Source organism: Pseudomonas zanjanensis (genome assembly GCF_014268745.2).
GTDB lineage: Bacteria > Pseudomonadota > Gammaproteobacteria > Pseudomonadales > Pseudomonadaceae > Aquipseudomonas > Aquipseudomonas zanjanensis.
The window spans coordinates 2,664,847-2,687,289 of the sequence record NZ_JABWRB020000001.1 but is presented as its reverse complement, the minus strand read 5'-3'; the positions used below and the strand labels follow the sequence as shown (position 1 = coordinate 2,687,289).

The 22,443-nt window shown below is 64.0% G+C and carries 17 protein-coding genes; 5 read left to right on the top strand and 12 right to left on the bottom strand.

Features of this window, described 5'->3' with window-relative positions; translation table 11 throughout:
* Window positions 1-12: 12 nt before the first annotated feature.
* From HU715_RS11155 to tssB, 11 genes are all read right to left on the bottom strand, one after another.
* Window positions 13-966: an MBL fold metallo-hydrolase gene (locus HU715_RS11155; RefSeq protein ID WP_186704831.1), complete on the bottom strand. Its 954-nt coding sequence runs from the start codon at window positions 964-966 to the stop codon at window positions 13-15.
* Window positions 967-1,572: 606 nt separating this feature from the next.
* Entirely contained in the window at window positions 1,573-2,109 is a 537-nt protein-coding gene (locus HU715_RS11150; RefSeq protein ID WP_186704832.1) for a toxin-antitoxin system YwqK family antitoxin, read from the bottom strand.
* 13 nt (window positions 2,110-2,122) lie between these two features.
* The gene (gene tssI, locus HU715_RS11145) at window positions 2,123-4,132 is read right to left on the bottom strand and encodes a type VI secretion system tip protein TssI/VgrG (RefSeq protein WP_186704833.1); all 2,010 of its coding nucleotides are present in this window, start codon (window positions 4,130-4,132) and stop codon (window positions 2,123-2,125) included.
* 43 nt (window positions 4,133-4,175) lie between these two features.
* Window positions 4,176-4,844, bottom strand: a complete 669-nt coding sequence (locus HU715_RS11140) for an endonuclease/exonuclease/phosphatase family protein (RefSeq protein WP_186704834.1) — start codon at window positions 4,842-4,844, stop codon at window positions 4,176-4,178.
* An 11-nt stretch (window positions 4,845-4,855) separates the two neighbouring features.
* Complete coding sequence (tssH, locus tag HU715_RS11135) at window positions 4,856-7,399, bottom strand: type VI secretion system ATPase TssH (protein ID WP_186704835.1); 2,544 nt, start codon at window positions 7,397-7,399, stop codon at window positions 4,856-4,858.
* A gap of 1 nt (window position 7,400) precedes the next feature.
* A complete protein-coding gene (tssG, locus tag HU715_RS11130) occupies window positions 7,401-8,426 on the bottom strand; it encodes a type VI secretion system baseplate subunit TssG (RefSeq protein WP_186704836.1) in 1,026 nt (341 codons plus the stop codon).
* Entirely contained in the window at window positions 8,390-10,180 is a 1,791-nt protein-coding gene (tssF, locus tag HU715_RS11125; protein WP_186704837.1) for a type VI secretion system baseplate subunit TssF, read from the bottom strand. Before tssF ends, tssG begins: the two co-directional genes overlap by 37 nt.
* A complete protein-coding gene (gene tssE / locus HU715_RS11120; protein WP_186704838.1) occupies window positions 10,164-10,607 on the bottom strand; it encodes a type VI secretion system baseplate subunit TssE in 444 nt (147 codons plus the stop codon). Before tssE ends, tssF begins: the two co-directional genes overlap by 17 nt.
* A 13-nt stretch (window positions 10,608-10,620) precedes the next feature.
* The gene (locus tag HU715_RS11115; protein WP_186704839.1) at window positions 10,621-11,118 is read right to left on the bottom strand and encodes an Hcp family type VI secretion system effector; all 498 of its coding nucleotides are present in this window, start codon (window positions 11,116-11,118) and stop codon (window positions 10,621-10,623) included.
* 208 nt (window positions 11,119-11,326) lie between these two features.
* Window positions 11,327-12,808 (bottom strand): type VI secretion system contractile sheath large subunit, encoded by a 1,482-nt coding sequence (gene tssC, locus HU715_RS11110; protein WP_186704840.1) that lies wholly within the window; start codon window positions 12,806-12,808, stop codon window positions 11,327-11,329.
* A gap of 30 nt (window positions 12,809-12,838) precedes the next feature.
* Entirely contained in the window at window positions 12,839-13,399 is a 561-nt protein-coding gene (gene tssB, locus HU715_RS11105; protein WP_186704841.1) for a type VI secretion system contractile sheath small subunit, read from the bottom strand.
* A gap of 224 nt (window positions 13,400-13,623) precedes the next feature.
* Here tssB and HU715_RS11100 point away from each other — a divergent pair, with 224 nt between their 5' ends.
* From HU715_RS11100 to tssA, 5 genes are read left to right on the top strand one after another with little or no spacing between them, the layout of a single operon-like run.
* Window positions 13,624-14,088 (top strand): type VI secretion protein, encoded by a 465-nt coding sequence (locus HU715_RS11100; protein ID WP_186704842.1) that lies wholly within the window; start codon window positions 13,624-13,626, stop codon window positions 14,086-14,088.
* A 52-nt stretch (window positions 14,089-14,140) separates the two neighbouring features.
* Complete coding sequence (tssK, locus tag HU715_RS11095) at window positions 14,141-15,472, top strand: type VI secretion system baseplate subunit TssK (RefSeq protein ID WP_186704843.1); 1,332 nt, start codon at window positions 14,141-14,143, stop codon at window positions 15,470-15,472.
* A gap of 17 nt (window positions 15,473-15,489) precedes the next feature.
* A complete protein-coding gene (locus tag HU715_RS11090) occupies window positions 15,490-16,251 on the top strand; it encodes a DotU family type IV/VI secretion system protein (RefSeq protein ID WP_186704844.1) in 762 nt (253 codons plus the stop codon).
* Window positions 16,248-20,072: a type VI secretion system protein gene (locus HU715_RS11085; protein ID WP_186704845.1), complete on the top strand. Its 3,825-nt coding sequence runs from the start codon at window positions 16,248-16,250 to the stop codon at window positions 20,070-20,072. The genes HU715_RS11090 and HU715_RS11085 overlap by 4 nt, the downstream gene beginning before the upstream one ends.
* Window positions 20,069-21,151: a type VI secretion system protein TssA gene (gene tssA / locus HU715_RS11080; RefSeq protein ID WP_186704846.1), complete on the top strand. Its 1,083-nt coding sequence runs from the start codon at window positions 20,069-20,071 to the stop codon at window positions 21,149-21,151. The genes HU715_RS11085 and tssA overlap by 4 nt, the downstream gene beginning before the upstream one ends.
* Here tssA and HU715_RS11075 read toward each other — a convergent pair.
* The gene (locus tag HU715_RS11075; protein ID WP_186704847.1) at window positions 21,148-22,101 is read right to left on the bottom strand and encodes a 2-hydroxyacid dehydrogenase; all 954 of its coding nucleotides are present in this window, start codon (window positions 22,099-22,101) and stop codon (window positions 21,148-21,150) included. The two genes, tssA and HU715_RS11075, sit on opposite strands and share 4 nt — an antisense overlap.
* Between the last annotated feature and the right edge of the window lie 342 nt (window positions 22,102-22,443).

Genomic DNA, 22,443 nt, shown 5'->3' with positions numbered 1-22,443 from the left:
CCCGACGTGTACTCAGTAGTCCCAGAAGGCCGCTATCCAGCGAAAGGCGTCACCGTTGACCGCCACCCGGCCAACGGAGGGGAACGGCAGGTGAGTAGCGACCAGCAGCTCGCCGGATGCCGCCGCTTCTTGCATGAGGCGGACCCGAACACGGACCGATTCTTCAGGGTCATGTTCAAAACCGTTTTGCCAGTCGGGGTGGTCGAAGGCCACCGGGAACAAGGCATCGCCCGCGAACGTCAAGCGCTCCTCGCCGGACGTTACGTGGACCACACTGTGCCCTGGGGTATGGCCGCCGGTGCGCTTGACCACCACGCCCGGGGCGACCTCGTAGGTTTCCTCGAAGGTGCGCAGTTTGTCGTGGTAGTCGTTCATGAATTGCGCGGCGGTGGCGCGCAGTACGTCCGGCACCGGTGAGGGCATGGAGGTGAGGGTGAAATCCGGCTCGGCCCAGAACGCCACCTCGGTCGCGGCCACGTGGATCCGCAGGTCTGGACGCAGCCGGCTCTTCACCTCATCGACCAGCAGCCCGCCAATGTGGTCCATGTGCATGTGGGTAATCACCACGTCGGTCACCGACCCCAGGTCGATACCGGCGGCGGCCAGGCGCTTGGGAAACTGCCCGGCGCGCGGGAAGCCGGGGAATTGGCCGCCGAGCCCGGCATCGACGAGGATAGTCTGCTCGCCGCTGCGCACCACCAGCACGTTCAACGCCCAATCGAAGGCGTCCGGGCCCAGGAACATTTCCTTGAACCAGGCCGCGCGGGCGGCTGGATCGGCATTGGTGGACATCGTCGAGGTCGGCAGCGGCAGTACCCCATCGCTGACCACCAGCACGTCGATCTCGCCAATCTTCAGGGCGTAGCGCGAAGGGACCAACTCCTCGTACGAGGTCACGTGCAAGCTCATGGTTGGATCCGGATGCATTCCATCCTGGGCGGCAGGGGCGTTCAAATGCGTGGTCATGGTCGTTCTCCGATGGCTTGGGTCAAGGCTTGGGCGAGCACCGCCTCTCTCGGCATGAGAAAGGGGTGTCGCTGGAGAACGAGTCTGCATCCCGTCGAACCGCGCTCGATACCATACGTGGGTATGTTGCGCAGGCGCTTTAGCGTGATTGACCCCAGCAAAAGGTATGGGCATCCAGTGTGCCGGGGTGAGGGCGGCACAGGCGCTATGGATGCAAACTGACCCGCCACCATCGCGAGCAGGCTCGCACAGGGGATCTGTAGTGTTCATGAATGTTGCATTCAGCTCAGGGCCAAAGGGTCTGGATGTGTTCATGAGCTTTGCATTCACCACAGGACCCTTGTGGGAGCGAGCTTGCTCGCGATGGCGATCGCCCATTCACCACAGGCCGCTCAGCCCTAACGCTTGCACTCCAAGCCAACCCAATTCCCTGTGGCGAGGGAGCTTGCTCCCGCTGGCCTGCGAAGCGGGCCCTCAGTCTGTCTACAGCACCGCATTGGTTGGTTTACGACTGCTGCGCAGCCGAGCGGGAGCAAGCTCCCTCGCCACGGGGGCAGCGTTGTCTGGGCTGGCGCCATCGCGAGCAAGCTCGCTCCCACAGCAGGCTTATGCGGGGTCGTTCCAGCGCTTGAACCACCAGCGCAGCCGGGAGATGGGTTTGCCCTCGGCGTCCAGGGGCCGGCCGTCGTCGGCGTAGGCCTGGGCCGGTTCCAGCAGTTGGCCGTTGAGGTAGCGGGCTTCGACCGCCAGATTGCCGTTGGGGTGCAGGCGGCGATAGCGGCCATCGCGCACGCCGTCGCGATAGACCTGCGCTTCAGCCAGTTGCCCGTCGGGGAAGTAGTTGTTCGCCTCACCGTGCAACAACCCGCGGCGATACGTGGCCTGGCGTTGCAAGCCGCCTTCGGCTGCGTAAAAGCTCGCCACGCCTTGCAACTTTCCCTTTACGAACGGCAAGACCGCCGAGACCTTGCCATTCGGGTGATACAAGGTGCTGGTGCCTTGCAGTTCACCTTGGCTGTAGTTGAGCTTCGCTTGCGGACGTTGGGCTTCTTCGATCTGCAGCGGGCCGTCGAGCCGGCCATCGACCAGTTGCCCGTCCAGCCGGCTGTCGCCACGTTCCAGGTCCAGTCTTTTCGTGGTCATCGTTGCGTTCCCATCAGTTGACCTTCACCAGGCCACCCTTGATGGTCAGCATGCCGCCGCCGTCCACGGTCTGTTCGGCGGCCGCCTTGTTCACCAGGCTGATGCCGGCGTCGTTGGTGAGGGTGGTGCCAGCCTTGTTCTCCAAGGATGTCCCGGCCTGGTTGCTCAGGGCCGTGCCGGCTTTCTGGCTGATGGAGGTGCTGGCCTGGGCCGCCAGGTCCGCGCCGCTCTTGATGGCGAAGCTGCCGCCGCTTTGCAAGGTCAGGGTGCCGCTGACCTTGATGGTCAGGTTGCCGTCCACGGTCAGGCTGTAGTTGCCGGTGACCTTCTGGTCGTAGTTGCCACCGGTGCTGTGGGTCTGGTCCGAGCCCACGGTGACGGTGCGGGTGTCCTTCACGTCGAGGCTGTCGCTGCCGGTCTGGATGGTCACGCTGCGCTTGCCCTTCTCCAGGGTGACGGTTTCGTCGCCGTCCTTCACCGTGCGGGTGCGGGCGTTCTGCACCGTGAGGGTCTCGTCGTGGCCGACGGTGGCAGTGGTGTCGTTGAGCACGTTGATCTTGAAGTCTTTCTGAGCCTGGAGAAACACCTCTTCGGCGTCCTTCTTGTCTTCGAAGCGCAGCTCGTTGAAACCGCCGCCGCCCTTGGACGAGTTGGTCTTGATCCCGGATTGGGTCTGGTTCGCCGGCAGGGCATAGGGCAGGGCATTGTCGCCGTTGTACACGCAACCGGTGACCAGGGGCCGATCCGGGTCGCCGTCGATGAAGGTCACGATGACTTCCTGGCCGATGCGCGGCACGAACTGCATGCCGAAGCCCTTGCCGCTCCAGGGCAAGACCACACGCACCCAGCAGGAGGAGGTCTCGTCGTTCTTGCCGGTGCGGTCCCAGGGGAACTGCAACTTGATCCGGCCGTATTCATCGGTCCAGATTTCTTCGCCGGCCTTGCCCACCACCACGGCCGTCTGGGTGTGCATGCGCGGTTTTGGCGTGATGCGGGCCGGTCGATAAACCGTGGCCTTGGGGATCGCTTCGAAGCGGTTGCGATAGCTGTCGTGGCTGGCTTCATGGCTGACCGACGTCACCACCCAATCGATATTCAACGTCGTGTCTTCATGGCCGGCGAGGGTGAACCAATACCCCGGCACCAGCCAGCGGCAATCGCTTTCGCCAACGAAACGTTTCTCCTGGCTGCGCAGCCCGTCCACCCGCTGTTTGGTCAGCGCATCGCCCTGGGCCTTGGCGGTGTAGCCGCCCGGATGCTCATACATCGAACTCGGCCCGGCCATGGCTTCGGCCTGGCTGAAGAGCGAGGTGGTCGGCGTGGTGAACTCATAATCGGTGGCCTGGTACACCCCGGCCACCGCTTGCAGGCACACCTGCCCCGAACGGATGCCGTGCAGTTCCCGCTCGCCCATTTTTTGCCCGAGATAGTTCACCGTCGGCCCATTGGGGATGGGCGCGAAGGCGTCGTTGCTGTCGGCCAGAACCAGCGTGTGCTTGCCGTCTTCATGGCTGAAGAACCAGAAGATCCCGTCTTCCTCCATCAGGCGTGAGACGAAGACCAGGTCGGTTTCGCCGTACTGCACGCAGTATTCGCGAGGGGTGTAGCTACCGGTGAGCTTGAGTTGGAAATCGGTGAAGCCGTGGGCCTTGAAAATCGTCGTGACGATGTCCGACGTGGCGAGGTTCTGGAACACTCGGTTGTTGCTGGCCAGGCTCAGCCACCAAAGCCATGGCCGGAGCAAAAGTTGATAGCGCTCGGCGGTGGCATCGGCGGGAAGTTGGCGGATTTCGGCGACCAGCCAATCCAGGGGGCGCAGCAAGGCGTCCTTGTGCAGCGTCGTGGTGACATGGCTGGCGACGGCCGTGGTGAGGTCCAGCGAGGCGCCGTCGTTGATGCCGGTGAGGATATGCGAGCCCAAGGCATTGAGGCGTTCTTCGCCGGACAGTGCCTCAGGGTACAGCGCCGACAGCGAGCTGGCACTGAGGGAAAGGGTGGTGTTGCTGTCGGTGGAGCGGGGCATCAAGCGTCCTCGGCAGGGCGTGAAAAACGGCGACCGTTGTCGTTCAGCTCGTCACATCGAAAAGGATGGGGCGATGATCGGGGCCGGACATATCGAACACATGGGCAAGTCCGGAGATGTCGACCGGCACGACCTTCACGTCCACCGATGCCAGCACCCAGTCGAGAATGCCGCCCTTGCTCTGGGTCTGCTGGCCGTTCCAGCACTCATAGGCAAGCCCCGCCGTATCGAGCTGCCCTACGTTTTGATAATCCAGGTTCAGGTCACCTGTCGCGACCCATTTCCCGCCCAGGGCTGTGCAGGATTTCAGTTGGCTCTTGGTCACGCCGTTCTGGCCAGACTTGAAGTGCGCAAGGAACACGTAGCCGGTATAGCCCTTCACACCGTTGGCCTCCACCGCAATCAGGTCCCGGTTCAGGGTAAACAGACTGCCTTGGCTGATCACTTGCAATTGCTCAAAGCTTTTGACCATGACGATGTAGGCGTTAGAGTAGCCGCCCGTAAACGCATAGACACTGTAATTCTTATAGATGGCCGCCAGGTTCGAGCGGTAGTTGTCGATTTGTGCCGAATGTATTTCACACAAGAACACGATGTCCGCATCCCAGTAGTTACTGGAGCAGCAGTTGTAGAGAAAGATGTCTACTTGGGTTTGCTTTTCCAGGGTGGAAGACTTGCCGTTTTTTTCAACGTTGAAGCTACCGATTCGCATGAGCCTGCTCCTTACTCAAGTACCCACTCCGCCAACTTCCCCGTCACCTGCGTCATCAACACATTCTCGACATCCCGTGCCCCCGCCGCGCTGCACTTGGCCAACACAGCCTTGACGATTCCCGCATCGAATTCGAACTGCTTGCCCGTCGCCGCCTTATAGCGCCCGCGCAATTTCTCCAACTTCGCCAACACAATCCCTTCCAGCGTCGCTTCATCCAGCGGCCGGTACGCCACCACCGTCATGCGCGCCAAAAACGCCGGGCGAAACGCTTGCAGCAGCACCTTGTGCAAGGCTTCGTTGAAGGCGTCGCTGCCCAGTTGCGCCACTGGCGTGTCCAAAAGCAGTTCGGCGCCGACGTTGCTGGTGGCGAGCATCACGGTGTTCTTGAAATCCACCACCAGGCCGGTGCCGTCTTCCATCAGGCCTTTGTCGAAAACGTTGTAGAAAGCTTCGAGCACGTCCGGGTGGGCCTTCTCGATTTCATCCAGCAACACCACGGAATAGGGTTTGCGCCGCACCGCTTCGGTGAGCACGCCGCCGCTGCCGTAGCCGACGTAGCCGGGCGGGGCGCCTTTGAGTTGGCTGACGGTGTGGGCTTCCTGATACTCCGAGAGGTTGATGCTGATCAGGTTGCGCTCACCGCCGTACAAGGCATCGGCCAGGGCGTAGGCGGTTTCGGTCTTGCCCACGCCAGTGGGGCCCACCAGCAGGAACACGCCGACCGGTTTCTGCGGGTCGGTAAGGCCGGCGCGGTAGGCTTGCAGGCGTTGGGCGATGGTGTTCAGCGCCGTGCCCTGGCCCATGACTCGCTGGCCCATGCGCTGGCCGAGGGTGCGCACGGCATGGGCTTCATCGGCGAGCATCTTGCCCACGGGGATACCGGTCCATCCGGCGATCACGGCGGCGACGGTCTTGCTGTCCACCTGTTCGGGCACCAGCGGATCGTCCTGGCGAATGGCATCCAGGCCCGCCTCCAGGCGCAGCAGTTCGGCGGCCAGGTGATCAATGCGATTATCGATCTCGGTGTCGGCTTTTTCACTGTCGGCGCGTTCGCTCAGGGCGAGCAGTTCGCGCCGGGTGTCGAGCAGTTCGCGCACGGCTTCGCGCTCTTCGCCCCAGCGGATTTCCAGCTCGCGGATGGCCTGCACGTTGCTGGTCGATTCGCTTTCCAGCAAGGTGATGCGCTCGCGATGATCCAGACCGGTGGCCTGTTCCCGGCGCAGGCGTTCGACTTCATCCTTGAGGCTGTTCTGCCGGTGGCGCAGGCTTTCCAGCGGCGGCGGCACGTCGTGCTGGCCGAGGGCAACCCGGGCGCAGGCGGTGTCGAGCACGCTGATGGCCTTGTCCGGCAACTGGCGCCCGGAGATGTAGCGGTGGGACAGCTTCACCGCCTCGTGGATGGCAGCGTCCAACACCTGCACGCCGTGGTGCTGTTCCAGTTTGCTCGCCACGCCCCGGAGCATTTCCACGGCGGTGAGTTCGTCCGGCTCCTCGACTTGAACCAGTTGGAAGCGGCGGGCCAGGGCCGGGTCTTTCTCGAAGTATTTCTTGTATTCCAGCCAGGTGGTGGCGGCCAGGGTGCGCAGTTCGCCCCGGGCCAGGGCTGGCTTGAGCAGATTGGCCGCGTCGCTGCCGCCCTCCGCACCGCCGGCGCCGATCAGCGTGTGGGCTTCATCGATGAACAGGATAATCGGCTTTTCGGCGCTGCGTACCGCGTCGATCACGCCCTTGAGGCGCTGCTCGAACTCGCCCTTGACCCCGGCGCCGGCCTGCAACAGGCCCAGGTCGAGTACGCGCAGGGTGACTTCCTGCAACGACGGCGGCACATCCCCGGCGGCGATGCGCAGGGCCAGGCCTTCCACCACGGCGGTCTTGCCGACCCCCGGCGCGCCCACCAGGATCGGGTTGTTCTGCCGGCGCCTGAGGAGGATGTCGATGCACTGGCGGATCTCGCCGTCGCGGCCGACGATGGGGTCGATGCGGCCGTTGCGGGCGTCGGCGGTCAGGTCCTGGGTGTACTGGTCCAGCACCGGGTCCTGTTTCTGGGGGACCTCGCCGGGTTTGGCCGTGCGCACGCCACCGACATGTTCACGGGAGCTGTCGGTCCATTCCAATAGATGGGCGCGCAGGGCATCGCGGGGAATACGCAGCAACGACGAGGCGCTGTTGAGCAACAGGCTGCGGCGCTCGTCACGGTCCAGCAGGGCCAGCAGCAACAGCCCCGAGCGGATGCTGTCCAGGCCCAGCACACTGGCCTGGACCACGGCATCTTCCAGCAGGCCAATGGTTTGCGCCGACAGGGCGGGCGTACGGGTGCTGCCGGATTTGAACAGGTCCAGGGCCTTGTTGGTTTCCGTTGCCACCGCGTCACGTTCCAGGCCGAAACGCGGCAGCAGGCAGGCGAAGTCACCGCCCTCGATGTCGAGCAACTCCAATAACAAGTGTTCGATTTCCACGTAATGGTGGCTGCGCTGCAGGCAGCGTTGTGCCGCCCGTTCCAGGGCGCGGCGGTTGTCCGGGTTGAGGCGTCCGATCAGGCTGGCCAGTTCCATTTCAGGCGATCTCCGGCTGGCGAAGGCGAGTTTCGATCCGTTGCACGGCGAGGGTTGGCTGGCGTTGCAGGCCACCGTTCCAGTTCAACCGTGGCGCGGCCTGACGGTCCAGTTGCAGTGGGCCGGCGCCGCGGATCAGCAGCGCCAGGGTGCAATCCAGGTCAGGGCCGAAATACAAGGCAAAAAGGCTGGCGAGCAACGGATGGGCTTCCCCGGTGGGCAGCAATCCACTGGCCTGGGCCGTGCTCAGCGGGCCGAGAGTCAGGCGCACGCCGGCATGTTCGTCCCAGACCCGAGTGCCGGCCACGGCGTTGCGACCCAGGCGCAGGTTGCGCCCACCCGGTTGCAAGCGGCTACGGCTGGCCGGCGGGATCTCACGCCAGCCACCTGCGTAGGCGCTCAGCTCCACGGGCAAGCCGAACTGTTCACGGACAATCGCCGCGAACCCCTCCAGGGAGCGCCGGCCATCGGCATACAGCGCGGTGCAGGCCAGGACCGCCGAGTCAGGTGCGGCCTGGCGTTCCTGCAAGGCCTTGGGCAACAGGCCGGTCAACGCGCGCAGTTGCGCGTGTACGGCGGACGCGCCTGGCGCCGTGAAACCGAGGGCGATGCGATGTTTGCGCATCACCTTGTACAGCAGGCTGAGCAGGCGATGCTGGAACAGGTCGAGGAATTCCGCCGGGGCGTGGTCCTTCGCCCGCGCCCGTTGTTGTAGCCATTCCTGGTAGGCGTAGGGCAGCGGACCGTCCGGGCCACCGAGGCCGAAGATCGGTGTGGTCAACGTGGGCGGCAGGCCGGGTTCCTGGCCCAGGCTCTCCACTTCACTGGCGGCGAACAGCGGCGTCAACGGCCCACGCAGGCGCAAGGCTTCGGCATGCGGCGCGGTGCCGCTGCCCAGGGGTTCGGCCTGGGGATGTTCGCGTTCGAGCAACAGCAAGGCCTGGAGCCATTCGAAGCGTTGCGGGTCGCGCCGCAACCGTTCGCTCAGGTTCAGAGCACCAGGGGTTTGCCGGCTTGGGGTTGCCATGTCTTCACCTCCTTGTCGGACTGGACCAGCACGGTGCGCACGAAGCGATTGGCGGTGGCGTAAAGGGAAAAGAACTGCGCCAGCACCCCGGAGAACAGCACCGCGCTGCTGCCGACGAAGTGTTGCGGATCCAGTTGCAGGCGCACCTCCAGGCCGTTTCGCCAACCGCGCCAGGCGTCTTCGCCAACATGGGCGATGACCCGATCGCAGCCCAGTCCCGCAACCCCTCCGATCTGACGGTGAGCACTGGCCTCATCCCGCAGGTTGTGTAACTCGAGAATCTCGCGCAGTGCGTCGAGTGCCTGGGGGCCTTCGACCAGTGACAGATGGTTGAGGGTCAGTTGCGACACCAGCCGCCAGCGCGATTCACCGTCCAGGCGCGGCAGGCTTTGCGGGCTGGGTGGGTTGCGCAGGCGCGCCCAGGCCACCGGCCCCGGGCGCTCGAAACCCAGGGGCGTGCCGGCCGGCAGGCTTTGGGCCAGGTGGCGGTTGGTGCACAGCAGTTCGGCGGTGAGGCTGTAGTCGCGAGTGTCGGCCAGCGGGTCGAACTGGGTGTCCACCAGGCTGATCATCAAGTCGGTGCCCAGTCGGTTCGGGCTCATGCCGCTGACCCGGCGCGCATGCCAGTAGCAAGTTTGCTCGTTGCCATGCTGGCTGCCGTAATAGGCCGGCACTTTGCGCACACCCTGGCTGGAGATGGCGCGCATGCCCCGGATGCTGTGGATCTCGACGCTGTTTTCCCGATGACTGTCGGCCACCAGCCGGTACTCGCTACGGGTGCCGTCCGGGCGCAGCGGTTCGGACGTGCGGGGAAACAGGTTGATCACCGGCGTGCAGCCCAAGGCGATGTCGCTGGCCTGGAGCGGCAGGCGACTGCTGGGCGCGCGGTCGAATACGATGTACAGGTACAAGGACTGGCTGTCACTGGTGGCGCCGGCCAGGGGCAGGTCGAAGAAGCTGAATTTATCCGGAAAGGCAAAGTATTCGGCCAGCAGGCGCATGCCCGGGTGCACGCCGTCTTCGTCTGGCAGCAAGACCTGGTCGCTGGCGAAGCCGACGATCTGCGGCAGGCCAGCCAACGGTTCCGGCACGCTTCCCGGCGCGCCGGCCAAGACCTTGATGGCGTGAGCGCCCAGCAGATCGTACAGCCCGGCGTTGATCATCGGTGACGCCGCCAGGTGCACCCGCAGCGAGTCGATCCCCAGCGTTGGCCACTGGCTTTCCCCCAGGCAACGCAATTCCAGGCGCAAGGCCGAGCGGGCCTGGACCACGCCGGTCAATGCCTGGGCTTCATCGCTGCCCAGCAGCAATGCTTCGCTGACCTGTACCGGCCACAAATGGACAGCGGCGGTGGTGCGAAAGTGAATGCTCTGGCCTTTGTCGGTGGTGACGAACAGCGGCGTATCGCGGGGCAGCGGATAGCCCTCGTTCAAGTTGCCTTTGCTCGGGTCGGGTTCGAACTGCACGATGGCGCACGACGGCAAGGGCCGCATGGCCAGCGGGTAAAGCTGTTCGAGCAGGGCATCGCTGAATTCGGCGTAGTCGTCGTCCAGCCGCCGTTGCAAGCGCGCGGCCAGCAGGGCGAACCCTTCCAGCAGGCGCTCGACATGGGGGTCGGGGCACTCGCCGGGGGACAGCTCCAGGCGCCGGGCGACCTTGGGATAACGCTCGGCGAACAGGTTCCCGGCGTGACGCAACCAGGTCAGTTCGCGTTGGTAATAGTCCAGCAGTTGCGGGTCAATCGAGTCGCTCATGGCGCACCTCAAGGCCGTCGCCGGCGTGCTCGATGACAAAGGCCACGGGCCAGGCGTGCAGGTCGCCGCGCAGCTCGCCCGACAGCCGTATGCACAGTTGCTGCGGATGGCCCGGCACCGGGCAGACTTCGACGTCGCCCAGGCGCAGGCGCGGTTCGAAGTGAGTGATGGCCTGGCGGATTTCCCGGGTCAGTTGCCGCCGGTCATCGCTGCGCTGTTGTTGCAGCGCGGTCCAGTCGGCGATGCCGTAGTCGAGGATGCTCGGGGGTTCGGTCAGCGTCCGTGGGCCGCGACGGGTATTGAACAGGCGCGACAGCTCGGCGTGCACCGAGTCTTGCAGCGCCTGTCGGTCGAACGCCCGCCCGGTATCGTCCGCCGGGCTGGCCAGGCGTTCGAACAGGGGCGGGCGCAGCCCGAAGCCAGCCATGGGCACGGCTTCCTTACTTGGTCATTTTGTTGGCGGCCAGGTCCCAGGTCGTGCCGGCCGTGCCTTCTTTGGTGCCGTCGTCTTTCTGTGCGGTGAGCTCCCATTTGATCTTGGTGAAATTCAGCGACAGGGTTTCCACGGGTTTACCGCCGGTGCCGCCGCTGACACTGACGTTGGACAGCACGACATTGGTCAGGGTATAGACGATGAAGGGCATGATCTGGCCGCTGCCTTCGGCGGCGTTGCGGCCGATGGTGACGACGGCTTGCGGGATGGGCTTGCCGGCGCAGCAATATTCGTTGAGCGACGGGGTGGAGCTGTCGATGAATTTGGTCAGGGTGAATTCGCCGATGTGGGGCCGGCCGGAGGTGCGCTCCGAGTTGCTGACGTCGTTGGTGACCTGCATGGCCACGTTATGGCTGTAGGACATGACCTCGATCTTGTCCGTGAACCCCTCCAGCAGGCTGTCGCCCTTGATGTCGCCGCCGAGGTCGAGAATGATTGCATCCATTGTGTGGAACTCCTGAAGAAGACGAATGAGATGTTCAATGCCGGACCTGTGGCGAGGGGATTCATCCCCGCTGGGCTGCGCAGCAGCCCCCTAAGCAGTCAGCTCAATCTGCCTGACACACCGGGTTGCTGGTATTCAGGGCCGCTTCGCGCCCCAACGGGGATAAATCCCCTCGCCACAACAAGCGTTCTCGCCAAGGTTTTATTGGTCAGGCAGCTACCGGTGGTGGCAACGTCGCCACCAGGCGGATCGAGGCGGTCAACTCCTCCAATTGGAAGTGCGGCCGCAGGAACACCGTGGCCTTGTAGGCCCCAGGCTTGCCGGCCACCTCCGTGACGTCCACCCGGGCTTCGCGCAACGGATACTGCGCCTTGATCTCTTGCGGCGCGTTGTCGTTGATCAGCACGTAGTCGGCGATCCAGTTGTTGAGGTAGGTCTGTACGTTGTCGCGGGTCATGAAGCTGCCGACCTTGTCGCGCATGATCACCTTCAGGTAATGGGCGAAACGCGAAGCCGCGAGCACATACGGCAACATCGCCGAGATCCGCGCGTTGGCGTTGGCCTCGTTGGTGTTGTAGACCTTGGCCTTGTTGGTGGTCTGGCCGCCAAAGAACACCGCCACGTCGCTGTTTTTCTTGTGGCACAGGGAGATGAATCCCAGGTCGTTGAGTTCTTTTTCACGGCGGTCGGTGATCGCCACTTCGGTCGGGCATTTGAGCGACAGGTCGCCGGAACTGGTGCGGAAGGTATGGGCCGGCAAGCCTTCGACTGCGCCCCCGCCCTCGGCCCCGCGAATCGCCGCGCACCAGCCATATTTGGCGAAGGCTTCGGTGATGCGTTGCGCCAGCGTCCAGGCGGCATTGCCCCACAAGTATTTGCTGTGGTCGGTGCCGTTGACGTCTTCGACGTAGTTGATGCCCTCCACCGGCAACGTGTCCGGGCCGTAGGGCAGGCGCAGCAGGAAGTGCGGCAGCACCAGGGACACGTAGCGCGAGTCTTCGCTTTCGCGGAAGGCGCGCCACTTGATCAGTTCCTGGCTCTCGAAGATCTTCGACAGGTCCCGGGGGATCGCCAGTTCGGTGAAGCTGGTCATGTCGAACAACCGCGGACTGGCAGCGGCAATGAACGGGGCGTGCGCGGCGGCGGCGACGTTCGAGAGTTTTTCCAGCAGGCCGATGTCCTGCGGATGCCGGCCAAAGGTGTAGTCACCCACCAGCAGGCTGAACGGGTGGCCGCCGAAGGTGCCGTATTCTTCTTCGTAGATTTTCTTGAACAGCGCGCTCTGGTCGAATTCGACGGCTTTTTCCAGGTCGTTCTGCAGTTCTTTCTGGGTGACGTTGAGCAGGCGCAATTTCAGCCGGGTGCTGGTTTCGGTGTTCTGCACCAGCAGGTGCAGCCCGCGCCAGGAGGCTTCGAGCTTCTGCAGTTCGGGATGGTGCAGCACTTCGTTGAGCTGGGCGCTGATCAACTGGTCGATCTGGCTGATGCGGTCGTTGATCATCGCCACGGTGTCCTTGTCGATGGCCATGCCTTCGTCGAGGACCTGGGTAGCGAATTCGGCCAGCATGTCGCGGGCGTAGTCTTGCTGGCTGTCGTCGTGGGCCATGCGGCCTTCGGCGATGATCTTGTCCAGCAGGGACAGGGTCTGGGTCGTGCTCTCGCTGGTTTGAGCGCTGGATGAAGCAGGCATGGCTTTATCTCCCTTGAATGAGGCGCGCGATCAGGCCTGTGGCTCGGCCGGGGCAGGATCATCGTTGGCGGCGACGGTCGGCAGCTCTGGCGTCGCGTCCTGGGGCCGGGCCGATTTGATCTCCTGCAGGCCTTCGGTATTGGCGATCACGTCACGCAGCAATTTGTCCAGGTCGTCGTTGCCGTCGAGCTTGGTCAGCAAGTCCCGCAGGCGTTGGCGCGCTTCGAACAAACGGCGCAACGGCGTGACCTGCTCCACGACCTTCACCGGGTCGAAGTCGTCGATGTGGCGGAAGTTGAGCTCGATGTTGAGCTTGCTGTCGTCGCCGCTGAGGGTGTTGTTCACCTGCAGCGTGGCGCGGGGGGAGATGGAGGCGAGCACCTCGTTGAAATTGTCCCGATCGATTTCCGTGAAACGCCGCTCGTTGAGCTTGGGCAGCGGGTCCAACGGCTTGCCCGAGAGGTCGGCCAGAATGCCGACGACCAGTGGCAATTCTTTTTTCTCGATGGCGTTGCCAATTTCCACGTCGTAGGTGATCTGGACGCGGGGAGGGCGGACTCTGTCGAGCTTGTGCTGGGTACTTTCTGCCATGGCGGCCGACTCCGATGCATGTGTGGGAGCAATGCATCGGGAGTCCCGCTCATCGCATTCCCTTGCTGATCCGCAGGTTGCAAATGGGCGGCAGAAAACCTGTCATTCCCTTGACGAACCTGGTCCATTCAACCGTGTGGGTCGAACTATCCAAGACGCTAGAACAGGTCTATAAAAAAGCAAGCAAAAACAATTTTTGACCGCTGAGAAAAGGAAGATTCATTTTGCGTGGGTTTTTTTATGGATTTTTTTTGAGCCTGGCACTCTCCGGTTGCTCGCTCTTCGCCCCCAGTGTCGACCTCGACAGCTTGACCCTGGACGTCGCTTCCGGCGCCAACGACGACACGCCGATCGCGGTGGATTTCATCGCGGTGAACGACCCGGACCTGCTCAAGCAGCTGTCGGGCATCACCGCCAGCCAATGGTTCGCCGAGCGCGAACAGTTCCAGCGCGACTATCGTCAACTCATGTCGGTGTGGGGGCTGGAGCTGGTTCCGGGGCAATTCATCGACCGTCAACCGTTCCCGTTGGAGGGCCGGCGCGCCGCTGGACTTTTGGTCTTCGCCAGCTATAACACTCCCGGAGCCCACCGGCTTCGGCTGGACGATCAGCGCAAGGCCTGGCTGAAGTTCGACAGTCGCGAGATGACCCTGGTCAACGATGGCCAGCGCGATGACAGCCAGCCTTGAGTGAACCGCGGGCCGCCTTGCGCGGCGACATTGGAATGTCGAAGGGAGTCGTATGAGTCTGTTACCTGACGCGGTGTGCTGGCATGAGGGCATGCAATTGCTGCCCCAGCATTTTCAATTGCAGGGGTTGCGCGCCGAGGCCTTGGCTGCGCATTTCGCTGGGGCTTGCAACCCTTGGTTCTGGGGCGTCAGCCAGTTGGAAGTCGACCCGTCGGCCCTCAGCGCCGGCCAGGTTCGACTGCTGCAATTGCTAGGCACTTTGCCGGACGGTTTGCCGGTCAATCTGCAGGCGGGCGTCGGGCCGACCTTGGAGCTGGACATCAGCGAGGCCATCGATAAGACCGACGACGCCACCGTGACCGTTTACCTGGCTGTCAGCCCGTTGTGGCGCGCCGGCCAACTGCTGCCGCTGAAGGGGCGCATGCAATCGGTGGTCGGCGAAGCGCTGCCAGACCTCACGAGCGGCGAGTTTCCCGAGTCAATCACCGTCTGGCGACCGAACCCGAGGCTGTGCACGCAACTGAGCAAGGCCGATTCGATCTGCCTGCCGCTGCTGCGCATCCGCAAGGAGGGCGGCGGTTTCTGGCGCGTGCCGTACACGCCGCCGACGCCGGTCCTGTTGCCGGAGTCGGTCCTCGGTCGGCGGGTCGCCGGGGTGTGCGCCAGGGCTCGGGAAAAATGCATGTTCCTCGCCGGTCGCTTGCGCCAGGCCCAGGCGGCTGGCAACCAGGACGACGCCATGGAAATCCGCCGGCAATTGACCGCCTTGTGGGCGCGCTTGCCGGAAGTCGAAGGGGCGTTGACCACCCGGGTGGCGACGCCCCAGGCACTCTACGGGCTGCTGCTGGGGCTGGCCGGGAGCTGGTCGGCCCTCGATCCGCTGGCAGGCGTCCCGGCCTTCGCGCCGCTGGATTTTCTCGAGTTGCAGCGTGGTTACGAGCCGCTGCTCGACTGGCTGGAAACCACCCTGGAGCTGGTCCGCGCCGGCTATCGCAGCCTGGCCTTCGAGCGCAACGAGCAGGTCTTCTCGATCCAATTGCCGGACGACCAACCGGATCAACGCCTGGTGATCGGCCTGCGCATGCCCAACGGCGCCAGCGAGCAAGCGGCGGCCGACTGGTTGCGCGGGGCGATCATCGCGTCGGCACGGCACGTCCCGCTGCTGAGCCGGCAACGCATGAGCGGTTTGCCCCACCAGGCCATGAGCCGCAACGAACAGGTGGCCTACAGCGTCGGCGACGACACCCGTCTGTTCGTGGTGGCCGCCAGCGGGCAATGGTTCGACGGGCAATTGCCGCTGCACATTGTGGCCCCGGCATCGGCCCAGGCCAGCAGCCCGTGGCAGGTGGTGTTGTTCGTGGCGCAAGCCGGTGAAAGTGCCTGATCGCAGAGGGGAGTCGTATGCCAGACGGAAGTGGCGGGGCGGTTCGGAGTCTGCATGAGGCGCCGCTGAGCAGCGCTTTTCGCCAGGCCTGGCTGAAGTGGTCCCAGGAATGGCAGGACTTGCCCAAGGACAGCGACCCTGCGGTGTTGGTCAATCGGGTGGTGGAGTTTTCCGGGCGCAGTGCCCAGCGTCTGTGGCGGGTAGCCTTCGCCACTGTCGGCGATGCGGCCACCGAGCAGGTCAAGGCGCTGGTCTATGCCTTCGTGGCGTTGGTGGACGAAACCCTGCTGTTCAGCCCCTGGCCTGGGCAATTGGCTTGGCAGCAGCACCCCCTCGAATCGCGCATGTACGCCAGTCGCCAGGCCGGCGAGCGCTTGCCGGCGGCGATCAAGAAATTGCTGGATGAGCAGATGCCCGGCACCCGGGACCTGGCGAATGTCTACCTGCAATGCCTGATCCTCGGGTTCCAGGGGCGATTGCGTGGCGAACCCGGCCAGCTCCAGCAGGCCAAGTGGCGCGGGGCGCTGTTCACCTTCGCCTGGCAACACGAGGCCGATTATGTCGATGTCAGCCAGCGCCTGGCGCTGTCTTCGGCGGTGCCGCCGGTGCGGATGCCGGTGCAGCAGTCGTTGCCGGACGGCTTGCGGCTGGGGTTGGCGATCCTGGCGATGGTGTTGTTGCTCACCGGTCTGGGACAGGTGTTCTGGCGTGACATTCGCCTGGAACTCGAACCCGTGCTGCAACTGGGCGAGTCGGTGGTCCAGGAGCAGGACTCATGAGCCTGTTCAGTCTCGTTGCCCTGGTGTTGCTCGCCGTTGTCGTGGTGCTGTTGATTGCGGCCCTGGTCTGGTGGCTGCGGACCCAGGGCGGGGCGGCGATCCGCAGTTTCTATGGGGCGGTGCGCCACATGGAGCAGGAGCAGGGCACTCGCGACCGCTATCAGATGCCCTGGCTGATGATGCTCGGCAACGAGACCGACGGTGCCCAGTTATGCGCCCAGTGGCGCTTGCAACCGACCGAGAAGGCGGCCTGGTTCGGGCGCTGGTTTTGCGATGCCGACGGCGCGGCCTTGGTGGTGCCCCAGGCGCTGTTTCTGCCCGATGAGGGCATGAACCGGCAACGGGGCAATTGGTGGCGCCTGCTCGGGCTGATGTTGCGCTTGCGCAGCAAGCGGCCATTGGATGCGGTGATCTGGACCGTGCCGTTCAGCACCCTCGATGACATCGAACACACCACCGAGCTGAGCCTCAAGGTCCGGCGCTGTTTCATCGATCTGTTGCAACGCTTCGGCCTCAGCCTGCCAGTGTATGTCGTGATCACCGGGATGGAAGAACTGCCCGGGTTCCAGGAACTGGTCAGCGCGCTGCCCGCCGAGGCGCGCGAGTCGATGCTGGGCTGGTCGTCGCCGTATTTGCCGGACGCGGCGTGGCAGTCGCAGTGGAGTGACCAGGCCCTGGACCAGGTCAACGCCGCGCTGTCGCAGTCGATCATCGAGATCGGTGCGCTGTCGGGGCAACTGAGTACCGATCTTTATGGCTTGCCGGAGCGTTTCGAAGGCTTGCGGCGGGCTTTGCAGATCCTGCTGGAGCCGGTATTCCAGGGCAATGCCCAAGGCGAGGCACCGCGTTTTCGTGGGGTGTATTTCACCGCCAGCCAGGCACCTTCCCTCAGCGGCGACGGGTTCACCGCCTCTGACAACGCCCAGCGGCAAACCGTGTTCGCCCGGCAGTTGTGGTCGCGGCGATTGGTGGCCGAACGGGGCCTGGCCCAGCCGGTGCCACGGCTGTTGCGCTTGCGCCAACGCGGGCATCGGTGGGTCGCGGTGGTGGCAATGGTGGTAGGGCTGGTATGGCTGGGGAGCATGGTCTGGGTCTGGCACGATTCAGTGGAGGAAGCCGAGGGACTGTCGCGGTTGATCCTCAGCGCCCATAAGAACCACCTCGTGGTTGACGCCGACGAGCCGCAACTGGAGCCGACCCGGCACAACGTGCAGAACTATTGGAACGTGTTGGAAAAAGCCCCGCGCTGGCGCTTCGTCTCGGTGGTCTTTCCGACTTCGTGGTTCTCTTCCGTGGACACGCAACTGGAGAATGGCTTGCGCCTGACCGCACGGCATCATTGGATATTGCCGCTGCGGGACCTGCTCAACTCAGACCTGGAACAACTCAAGTCCATCCGTAACACCGAGCGGCGGGGCAACGTCGAGAGCGAAGACCCGGCGCAATGGCAGAGCTACGTGAAAGCCAAGGCGCTGGTGGACCTGGCGGTACGCCTGGAACAGCACAACCAACTGTTCAGCCAGGTGGTGAACGATCCCAAGGCGCCCCTGGACGAACTGGTGCAACTGAGCAACACCGCCTTGTCCCTGGGCCTCAACACCGGCACCTTGAGCCGCGCACATTTCTACAACCGGGTGCTGTTCGACGCCCAGAACAGCGACTTGAAAGGGCTGGATCTGAACGCTGCTCGCCCAGTGATCTCCGATAATTTCACCGGCCTGATGCAGCGCTGGCTGGACCATTACTTCCTGGCGGACAACTTCGTGCGCCAGGCCGGTTACCTCAAGCTGCACCTGCAACGGCTGGAGGCCGGCAGTGGCAACTCCTTGAGTGAACTTGAAGACCTGATGGCGCTGATCGACGATTTACAGACGTTGGTCAGCTTGACCAATTCCGCCTGGGGTCGAGGCAAGGGCCAGGACCTGGTGCCCGGTTACAGCCAGATGCTCGACAAGGTCAGCCACAGCGCTTTGCTGGGGCCGGATATCGAACAGGACCTGGAGAGCCAGGCGGCGAAGTTGCAGCAGAGTTTTCGTGATCAGTGGATTGTCCAGACCGGTTCCCGGGACAACCTGTTGGTGCAACAGGGCAGCGGCCTGCTGGTCTTGCAAGACCATGTCACGGCGCTGGACGGTGCGGTGCAGGCACTGTTCAAGCGCGATTTCGTGGCGTTGGCGATGCAGAAGGATCCGTCGGACAGCAACCCCGATGCGATGGGCCAGGGCGATGGCAGCGATGACTTCAGCGTCGCCCTGAACTACTTCGCCAGCTACAAGAGCTATGCCAGTGAGGAGCTGCCGCGCATTCCGCCGGATTACCGTGACGCGCTGATGCAGGCCGCCGAAGGTGCTGCGGCACGGGCCATGTGGCTGAGCCTGGATGAAAGCGACGCGTCATTGCCGGGCATGGGCTTCAATGTGCAGACGGCCCAGGCCGTGGCACTGCAAAAAGCCTTCATGGATGTGCACCGCGGCGACCTGGCGATCCGCTTCCAGCGTCTGCTCAATCGCCGGGCCTTGGCGCAGATCAAGAGTGGCCTGGACGAAATCGATGCCCAGCCGCTGTTCAGCCAGCGGGCCGATATCCAACGCTGGGACGGTTCGAAGAACTTCGGCTTGCAGCTCTACGGTGCCAGCGATCCACAAGACTTGAAGCTGAGCCTGAGCCAGCAATTCGGCGTGATGCTGCAGGCCGCCGAGCAGCGAATGCCTGCCTTGGAATGGCTGATCGTCCAGCAGGACAACCTGTCGGCCCTGGAGCATGACCAGGTGGCGCGCTTCATGGCCCTCAACGATGAATTGCTCAAGTACAAGAACCAGAACCCGGCCAGCTCGGCGGCCCAGCTGGAGCAATTGGTGAGCCGCGACTTTATCGCCATGGACACCGCGTCCTGCGCGCAGATCTTGCAGACCGCCAGCCTGCCCAGCGGGCGCGGTGACCTGGCCCAGCGCACGATTGCCTTGCAGCAGGGCGCCCTGCAGCGCTGCCTGTACTTGCAGCAGGACCAGGCGGCGACCGCCTGGAATGACCTGGCCAACTATTTCAATCAATACCTGGCCGGGCGCTTTCCGTTTGCCCAGGATGTGCGGGCCAGCGATGCCGACCCGGCGCGGGTCCAGCACTTGCTGGCGTTGATCGACTCACGCCTGCCCCTGGCCCAGGCCGGGTTGGCGTTGAGTCAGGCGCCGGAGCGGCTCGCGGCCGAGGATTTCCTCAACCGTTTGAAACAGGCCGGGACCTGGCTCGGACCGCTGTTCGTACGGGACAAGAGCGGCATTCTTGGCGTGGAGATGGACGTGCGCTGGCGGACCGATCGTGATGAGGAACGCGGCGCCGACCAGGTAATCGCCTGGGGCCTGAACGCCGGCAACCAGCAGATCCGCTACCCCGGCGGTGGCCAGCAGAACCTGCGGTGGATGGTGGGTCAGCCCGTGAGCCTGACCTTACGCTGGGCCCGTAACGGTTACCAGCGTCCGGCCAACGACCCCTTGCAACCGAACCTGGTGGTGCGCGACCTGGAGGCGGGCTGGGAATACCAAGGGCCTTGGTCATTGCTGCGGTTGATGCGCAACCAGGCGTCAGCCCAGCGCCAGCCGAACGTCGACTACACCGATTTTCCCCTGGCCCTGCAATTGCCAGTCACCGCCCAGACCCAGGCGCGCACGGCGGAGCGGACACTGATGTTCGTGCGCCTGTCGTTGATGAGCCAGGGCTCCAAGCTGCCGTTGTCGATCCCGCCGCTGCCGACGCGGGCCCCCCGTTCACCCTTCATGGCGACCTCATCGAGCCCCGCCATCGCCACCCGTGAGGAGGGCCTGTGAGCTTGCCGATATCGCCTTTGCCGGAACGGGTCACTCAGTTGCTTGAGCCGATCAGCGCCGAATCGCCCTGTGGCCAGGACCTGCGCTACGAACCGGAATACGATCAGTTGCGCGAATTGCGTCGGGAGGACGACACCAGCCTGCCCACCGGCGTGTGGCAGTCTTCGATCAAGCGTGCCCTGTGGCCGGACCTGGAGCGGCTCGCGAGCACGCTGCTGCTGGAGCGCAGCAAGGACCTGATGATCAGCGCCTGGCTGGGGGAGGCCTGGCTGCACATGGCCGGGCTGGAGGGATTGCCGGGCAGCCTGGCGCTGGTGGCGGGGCTGTGCGAGCGCTACCCGGAGCAATTGCACCCTCAAGCCGACGAAGGCGACCAGTCGTGGCGGGTGATTCCGCTGGAGTGGCTGGCCCGTCGCTACAGCGAAGTGCTACTGACGCGGGTGCCATTGCTCGATGGCCGGGACCCGACGTTTGCCAGTTTCTGCCTGGACGACTGGCAACGCTTGCAGCGCCAGCAGGTATTGGTCAACGACAGCAAGAACGCCAAGGCCTCGGCGGAAGCGGCGCGCAACGATCACAAGAAACTCAGCGAACTGATTCGCGGCACACCCTTGTCGTTCTGGTTGCATCGCCAGGGCAGCCTGATGTTGAGCCTGCAGCACCTGCAACGGCTCGAAGCCTGGAGCGACGCTTACCTGGGCAACCTGGCGCCGGGTTACAAATCCTTGCAGGACGTGATGCAGGCGTTGCTGACACTGGTAGAGGAGTTCATCGCGATGCACCCACAGCAACCCACCGTCGTGCCGGTGCAAACGGACCCGGCGGCTACGTCACCGACATCCCAGCCACAGGCGGCAGTGGCCCAGGTCTTCCAGGAGCCGGCCAATCGTGAAGAGGCCTACCGGCAGTTGCTGGTGATCGCCGGTTACCTGGCCCGCACCGAGCCCCACAGCCCGGTGCCCTACCTGATCCGGCGCGGGGTGGAGTGGGGCAACAAGCCGCTGAGCGAGCTGTTGGGTGAACTGATCAGTGCCGATGCCGAGTCCCGGCGGTTGTGGACCCTGCTAGGGGTGCTTTAAGGCTGCGGGTCGGGTAGCGGCACCGGCGTCAGCACCGGTTTGCCGGAAAAGAATGCGTTCAGGTTCTGGCCCACCAGCTCCACCGTGCCCCGCGTCGCTTCCGGCGACAGGCCAGCCACATGGGGAGTCAGCACGACGTTGGGCAGGTGTTTCAGCGCGTCTGGCACTTCGGGCTCGTGGTCGAACACGTCCAGGGCGGCTCCGGCGATCCGTCGATGTTCCAGGGCGTGGATCAGGTCGGTGGTGGCGACCACGCTGGCGCGAGCGATGTTCACCAGGAAACCATGGGGGCCCAGGGCATCAAGGGCCTGTTTGTTGATCAATTGCCGGGTGTCCAGGCCGCCGGGCGTGGCGACGATCAGAAAGTCCGAGACCCGGGCCAGTTCCGTGGGCGTGGCGCAGAAGGTGTACGGCACGTCGTTGCGCATCCGCCGATTGTGGTAGCTGACGTTCATGTCGAAGCCGAGGGCGGCCCGCTTGGCGATCGCCATGCCCACCGCGCCCAGGCCCAGCACACCCAGGCGCTTGCCGGCCAGGGAGGGGCGCATGACCTTGGCCCACTCGCCCCGGCGCACACTCGCGTCGGCCCGGGGAATGTCACGCACCAGCGCCAGCAGCAGCGCCATGGCATGGTCGGCCACCGACGACGCGTTGACCCCGGCGCCGTTGGTCACCACGAGGCCCCGGTTGCGTGCGGCCTGCAGGTCTACCTGCTCGTAGCCGGCGCCGATCACGCAGATGATCTGCAGGTTGGGCAGGGCGGCGATTTCTTCCGCCGTCAAACCCAGGGGGCCACGGGTCAGCACTGCGCTGAAGCGTTCACCGTGTTCGAAGATCGCGGTCTTGCGTTCGGCCGGCGTGGGCGCCAATTCCAAGTGGTAACCCTGCCGCTCGAGAATCGGCAGGTATTCATTGACGGTTTCAACCAGTACCAGAACGGTTGCGGTCATGCTGGGCTCCTGTGGGCGCTTTGTCGAACATCAGGTATTCAACCTGATTGTAGGAGTCGGGGGCAGGGGGAGCTTGGGCTTTTTGGATTCATTTTTGGATCCTCTTGTCTGTGGGAGCAAAGCTTGCTCGCGATGGCGATGGCACCTTCAGCATAAATGTCGACTGATCTTGCGCTATCGCGAGCAAGCTTTGCTCCCACAGGGAAGACAGGAAGACAGGAAGACAGGGAAATACGGGGACCATTTTTATGACAGCCATCTGATCCGCATAACCGCTCCTCAGCTAAGTCTTTGCTTCTGCTCGCTAATCCCGGACAATCGCGCCCCTGTTTCGGCCAGGGC

Coding starts and splice junctions, on each gene's coding strand:
- HU715_RS11155 (WP_186704831.1), bottom strand. CDS start 966: ATGACCACGCATTTGAACGCCCCTGCCGCCCAGGATGGAATGCATCCG.
- HU715_RS11150 (WP_186704832.1), bottom strand. CDS start 2,109: ATGACCACGAAAAGACTGGACCTGGAACGTGGCGACAGCCGGCTGGAC.
- tssI (WP_186704833.1), bottom strand. CDS start 4,132: ATGCCCCGCTCCACCGACAGCAACACCACCCTTTCCCTCAGTGCCAGC.
- HU715_RS11140 (WP_186704834.1), bottom strand. CDS start 4,844: ATGCGAATCGGTAGCTTCAACGTTGAAAAAAACGGCAAGTCTTCCACC.
- tssH (WP_186704835.1), bottom strand. CDS start 7,399: ATGGAACTGGCCAGCCTGATCGGACGCCTCAACCCGGACAACCGCCGC.
- tssG (WP_186704836.1), bottom strand. CDS start 8,426: ATGGCAACCCCAAGCCGGCAAACCCCTGGTGCTCTGAACCTGAGCGAA.
- tssF (WP_186704837.1), bottom strand. CDS start 10,180: ATGAGCGACTCGATTGACCCGCAACTGCTGGACTATTACCAACGCGAA.
- tssE (WP_186704838.1), bottom strand. CDS start 10,607: ATGGCTGGCTTCGGGCTGCGCCCGCCCCTGTTCGAACGCCTGGCCAGC.
- HU715_RS11115 (WP_186704839.1), bottom strand. CDS start 11,118: ATGGATGCAATCATTCTCGACCTCGGCGGCGACATCAAGGGCGACAGC.
- tssC (WP_186704840.1), bottom strand. CDS start 12,808: ATGCCTGCTTCATCCAGCGCTCAAACCAGCGAGAGCACGACCCAGACC.
- tssB (WP_186704841.1), bottom strand. CDS start 13,399: ATGGCAGAAAGTACCCAGCACAAGCTCGACAGAGTCCGCCCTCCCCGC.
- tssK (WP_186704843.1), top strand. CDS start 14,141: ATGAGTCTGTTACCTGACGCGGTGTGCTGGCATGAGGGCATGCAATTG.
- HU715_RS11090 (WP_186704844.1), top strand. CDS start 15,490: ATGCCAGACGGAAGTGGCGGGGCGGTTCGGAGTCTGCATGAGGCGCCG.
- HU715_RS11085 (WP_186704845.1), top strand. CDS start 16,248: ATGAGCCTGTTCAGTCTCGTTGCCCTGGTGTTGCTCGCCGTTGTCGTG.
- HU715_RS11075 (WP_186704847.1), bottom strand. CDS start 22,101: ATGACCGCAACCGTTCTGGTACTGGTTGAAACCGTCAATGAATACCTG.